The sequence below is a fragment of the Streptomyces sp. WM6372 genome (genome assembly GCF_001279655.1).
GTDB lineage: Bacteria > Actinomycetota > Actinomycetes > Streptomycetales > Streptomycetaceae > Streptomyces.
In genome coordinates this window covers 1-4,631 of record NZ_LGDB01000053.1, presented here as the reverse complement: position 1 = coordinate 4,631, position 4,631 = coordinate 1, and the positions used below count along the sequence as shown (strand labels likewise).

Annotated in this window: 1 protein-coding gene; it reads right to left on the bottom strand. The window is 70.0% G+C overall.

What is annotated here, in order from left to right; all coding sequences use genetic code 11:
* Nucleotides 1-4,631, bottom strand: a 4,631-nt coding sequence (locus ADK52_RS06580; RefSeq protein ID WP_159045854.1) for a non-ribosomal peptide synthetase, incomplete at both ends; no start/stop codon positions are given.

Sequence of the window (4,631 nt, the reverse complement as noted above, 5' to 3'; positions counted from 1 at the left end):
CGTGTTCACGAAGAACCCGACGAGATCGTCCAGGGCGTCGTCGGTACGGCCCGCGATCGGCGTGCCGATCGGGATGTCCTGCCCGGCGCCCATCTTCGAGAGCAGGACGGCCAGAGCGGCCTGCACCGTCATGAAGACGCTCGCCCCGCACGACCGCGACAGCTGCACCAGCCGCGCGTGCACCTCCGCCGGAACACGGACGTCCACAGAGTCACCCTCATGGGAGGCGATCGGGGGACGCGGGCGGTCGACCGGCAGCTCCAGCTCTTCCGGGAGATCGGCCAACGTCTGCTTCCAGTACGCGACCTGGGCGGCGATCACGCTCTCCGGGTCGTCCTCGCTGCCGAGTACCTCGCGCTGCCACAGCGTGTAGTCCGCGTACTGCACCGGGAGCGGCTGCCACTCCGGGGCGTGCCCCTGGCAGCGGGCGGCGTACGCCTGCGACAGGTCCCGGGCCAGCGGCGCCATCGACCAGCCGTCCGCCGCGATGTGGTGGACCACCATGACGAGGACCCACTCGCCAGGAGAGTCAGTGACTTCGAGCAGGCGCACCCTCCATGGCAGCTCCCGCTCCAGGTCGAAGCCCGTGGCAGCCAGCTTCCCTACGGCCGAGACGACATGATCGGCGGCGATGCTTTCCACGCCGACATCGGGAATGCCCACGGCGCCCTGCAAGATCTCCTGCCGCGGCTCCCCGTCCACCTGCGGGAACACCGTCCGCAGACTCTCATGACGACCCGCGACGTCCGCCAGCGCAGCCCGCAACGCCTCCACGTCCAAGGCACCCGTCAGGCGCAGCGCGAGCGGAATGTTGTATGTGGCGGAGACGCCTTCGAGCTGACCCAGGAACCACAGACGGCGCTGCGCGAACGACACCGGAAGAACCTCCGGCCGCGCCCGCTGGGCCAGGGACTCACGGACCCGAACGCCCTCATCCAGCCGAACCACCAGCCCGGCAACGGTCGGAGCCTCGAACAACGACCGGATGCTCACCTCCACCCCGAGGACGGACCGGATCCGGCTCACCCGGCTCACCAGCCGGGTCGCCAGCAGCGAATGCCCACCCAGCTCGAAGAAACCGTCATCGATCGACACCGACTCCACACCGAGAACCTCGGCGAACAGCCCGCACAGGACCTCCTCCCGCGGCGACCGCGGTGCCCGCCCCGACGCGTCCGAGGTGTATTCGGGAGCCGGCAGGGCCTGCCGGTCCAGCTTCCCGTTCGGCGTCAACGGCAGACCGTCCAGCATGACGAACGCGGAGGGCACCATGTAGTCCGGCAGCCGCTCCGCCACGAAGCCCCGCAGGTCCCGTGCGTCGAAGTGCCGGGTCGAAGCGCCGACGGCCGGCACCGCGTAGGCAACGAGGCGCTTGTCGCCGGGCTGGTCCTCCCGTACGACGACGGCGACCTGGCCCACCGAGGCGTGATCCGCCAGGACCGCTTCGACCTCGCCCGGCTCGATGCGGAATCCCCGCACCTTCACCTGGGCATCGGCGCGTCCGACGAACTCCAGGACCCCGTCCGCGGTCCACCGCACCACGTCACCGGTCCGGTACATCCGCGAACCGGCCACCTCGGCGAACGGGTCCGCGACGAACCGCTCCGCGGTCAGGCCCGCACGGCCGAGGTAGCCCCGGGCCAGCTGGGCGCCCGCCACATACAACTCGCCGGCCACGCCCGCAGGCACCGGCGACAGCGCGGCATCGAGGACGTACACCCGCGTATTGGCGACGGGCCGCCCGATCGGAAGGGCATCAGGCAGTTTGGCATCGGTGTACCACGAGGTGGCATAGACCGTGGCCTCGGTGGGGCCGTAGCAATTCGCAATGCGGGCTGCGGGGAAGGCCGCGCGGATCTTCTTGGCGACGATCGGCGAAATCGCCTCGCCCGCCATGACCACCGTTGCCGCGTCCGCTGCCGGTGCACGGTCCAGGAGGCTTGAGAACACCGAGGGAACACCACTGACCAGCGGCCGGTGGGTGTCCTCGGCGGCTTCGTCCCCGAAGGCAAGCAGGTCACGGAGCACGCTGACCCGACCGCCGGCGAGCAGCGGAGCGATGATTTCGAACACGGACACGTCGAAGTTGAGCGACGTGGATGCGCAGACCTCTTCCAGTCGGTTCGCGCCGAGCCCATCGGCAGCCCACGAGGCGAGGTTCACCACGCTGCGGTGCTCGACCATCACGCCCTTCGGCCGTCCCGTCGACCCGGACGTGTAGATCACGTACGCGGGGTGGGCGGGCAGCACCGGGGACAGGCGATCGCCGTCGGCGAGGTTGTCGCCGTCCCGGCCCGCTACGGCGTCCCGGACTTCGGGGTCGTCGACCAGCAGGTGCGGCGTGGCGTCGCCGCCGGGGAGCAGGGCCGCAGTGGCCGCTTCCGTCAGGACCAGCACGGGTTCGGCGTCCGCGAGCATGTACGCGATCCGGTCCGCCGGGTACTCCGGGTCCAGCGGCACATAGCCCGAACCGCTCTTCAGGACGGCGAGCAAGGCGACCACCAGGTCGGCCGACCGGGGCAGTGCGACTGCGATGAGCCTTTCCGGGCCGGCACCGCACGCCACCAGATGACGGGCCAGACGATTCGCCCGTTCGTTCAACTCCGCATACGTGAGCCGTGCCGTGCCAGTGACCACCGCGGCAGCGTCGGGCGTACGCGCCGCCTGGGCCTGGAAGAGCTCGGGCAGCGTCCCGTACGGAACGTCACGAGCCGTTGCGTTCCAGTCGCTCAGGATCCGGTGGCGCTCCTCGGCGCCGACCACACTGACGGAGCGGATCGCCACATCGGGATCGGCGGTGACGGCTTCCAGCACGCGCACCACACGGTCCGCGAGTTCTCGGACCGTGTTCTCCGCAAACAGATCCGTACGGTAGTCCAGCTGCCCTTGCAGTCCTGCGGGTGCTCCGTTTTCGTCGTGGAGCTCACCCATGCTGACGGACAGGTCGAACTTGGCCACCGCGCCTTGCACCTGTTCGCCACGCACGCTGAGACCGGGCAGGTCGAGATCCGGATCGGCGACGTTCTGGAAGGTGAGCATGACCTGGAAGAGGGGGTGGCGGGCCATGGAGCGCGCCGGGTTGAGGATCTCCACCAGTCGCTCGAACGGAACGTCCTGGTGGGCGAACGCCGCCAGGTCCGTCTCCCGGACCCGCTCCACGACCTCCCGGAACGTCGGATCGCCCGAGACGTCGGTCCGCAGGACCAGCGTGTTCACGAAGAACCCGACGAGATCGTCCAGGGCGTCGTCGGTACGGCCCGCGATCGGCGTACCGATCGGGATGTCCTGCCCGGCGCCCATCTTCGACAGCAGCACGGCCAGAGCTGCCTGCACCGTCATGAAGACACTCGCCCCGCACGACCGCGACAGCTGCACCAGCCGCGCGTGCACCTCCGCCGGTACGTGGACGTCCACCGAAGCACCCTCGTGCGAAGCCACGGCCGGGCGCGGGAAGTCCACCGGCAGCTCCAGCTGCTCCGGAAGATCGGCCAGCGCCTGCTTCCAGTACGCGACCTGCGCCGCGATCACGCTCTCCGGGTCGTGCTCGTCGCCCAGGACCTCGCGCTGCCACAGCGTGTAATCCGCGTACTGCACCGCGAGCGGCTGCCACTCCGGGACATCCCCCTGGCAGCGGGCCGCGTACGCCAGCGAAAGGTCCTTCGCCAGCGGCGCCATCGACGAGCCGTCCGCTGCGATGTGATGGACCACCATCACCAACACCCAGTCGCCCGGAGCGTCCGTGACCTCCAGCAGCCGCACCCGCCACGGCAGATCCCGCTCCAGATCGAAACCGGTCGAAGCCGCCTCGGTCACCGCGGCAGCGAGGTGATCGGTGAGCACCGGCACCACGCGGAACTCGGGAGCGCCCTCGATCGGGTCGAGGACGAGCTGGCTCGGCCGGCCGTCGGCGTCCTGCGGGAACACGGTGCGCAGGCTCTCGTGCCGGCCCGCTACGTCCGTCAGCGATGCCCGCAGCGCCTCCACGTCCAAGGCACCGGTCAGACGCAGAGCGAGGGGAATGTTGTAGGTCGCGGAGACGCCTTCGAGCTGGCCCAGGAACCACAGACGGCGCTGCGCGAACGACACCGGAAGAACCTCCGGCCGCACCCGCCGCTCCAACGGCTCACGAACCCGAACACCGTCATCGAGCCGGTCCACCAGCCCGGCAACGGTCGGAGACTCGAACAGCGACCGGATGCTCACCTCGACACCGAGCGCGGTCCGGATCCGGCTCACCAGCCGGGTCGCCAGCAGCGAATGCCCACCCAGCTCGAAGAAACCGTCATCGATCGACACGACGTCCACACCGAGGACCTCGGCGAAGAGCCCGCACAGGACCTCTTCCCGGGGCGACCGCGGCCCCCGCCCGGCAGCCCCTGGCGTGTACTCCGGTGCCGGCAGGGCGTTGCGGTCGAGCTTCCCGTTCGGTGTGAGGGGCAGGGAGTTCAGCTGAACGAAGGCGGAGGGCACCATGTAGTCCGGCAGCCGCTGCGCGACGAACCCCCGCAGCACCGCCGGGTCGGCTCCGTCTCCGCCTGCGGCGGGCACTACGTACGCGGTGAGGCGCTTGTCACCCGGAGTGTCCTCACGCACCACCACCGCACTCTGCGCGACCAGCACGTGATCCGCCA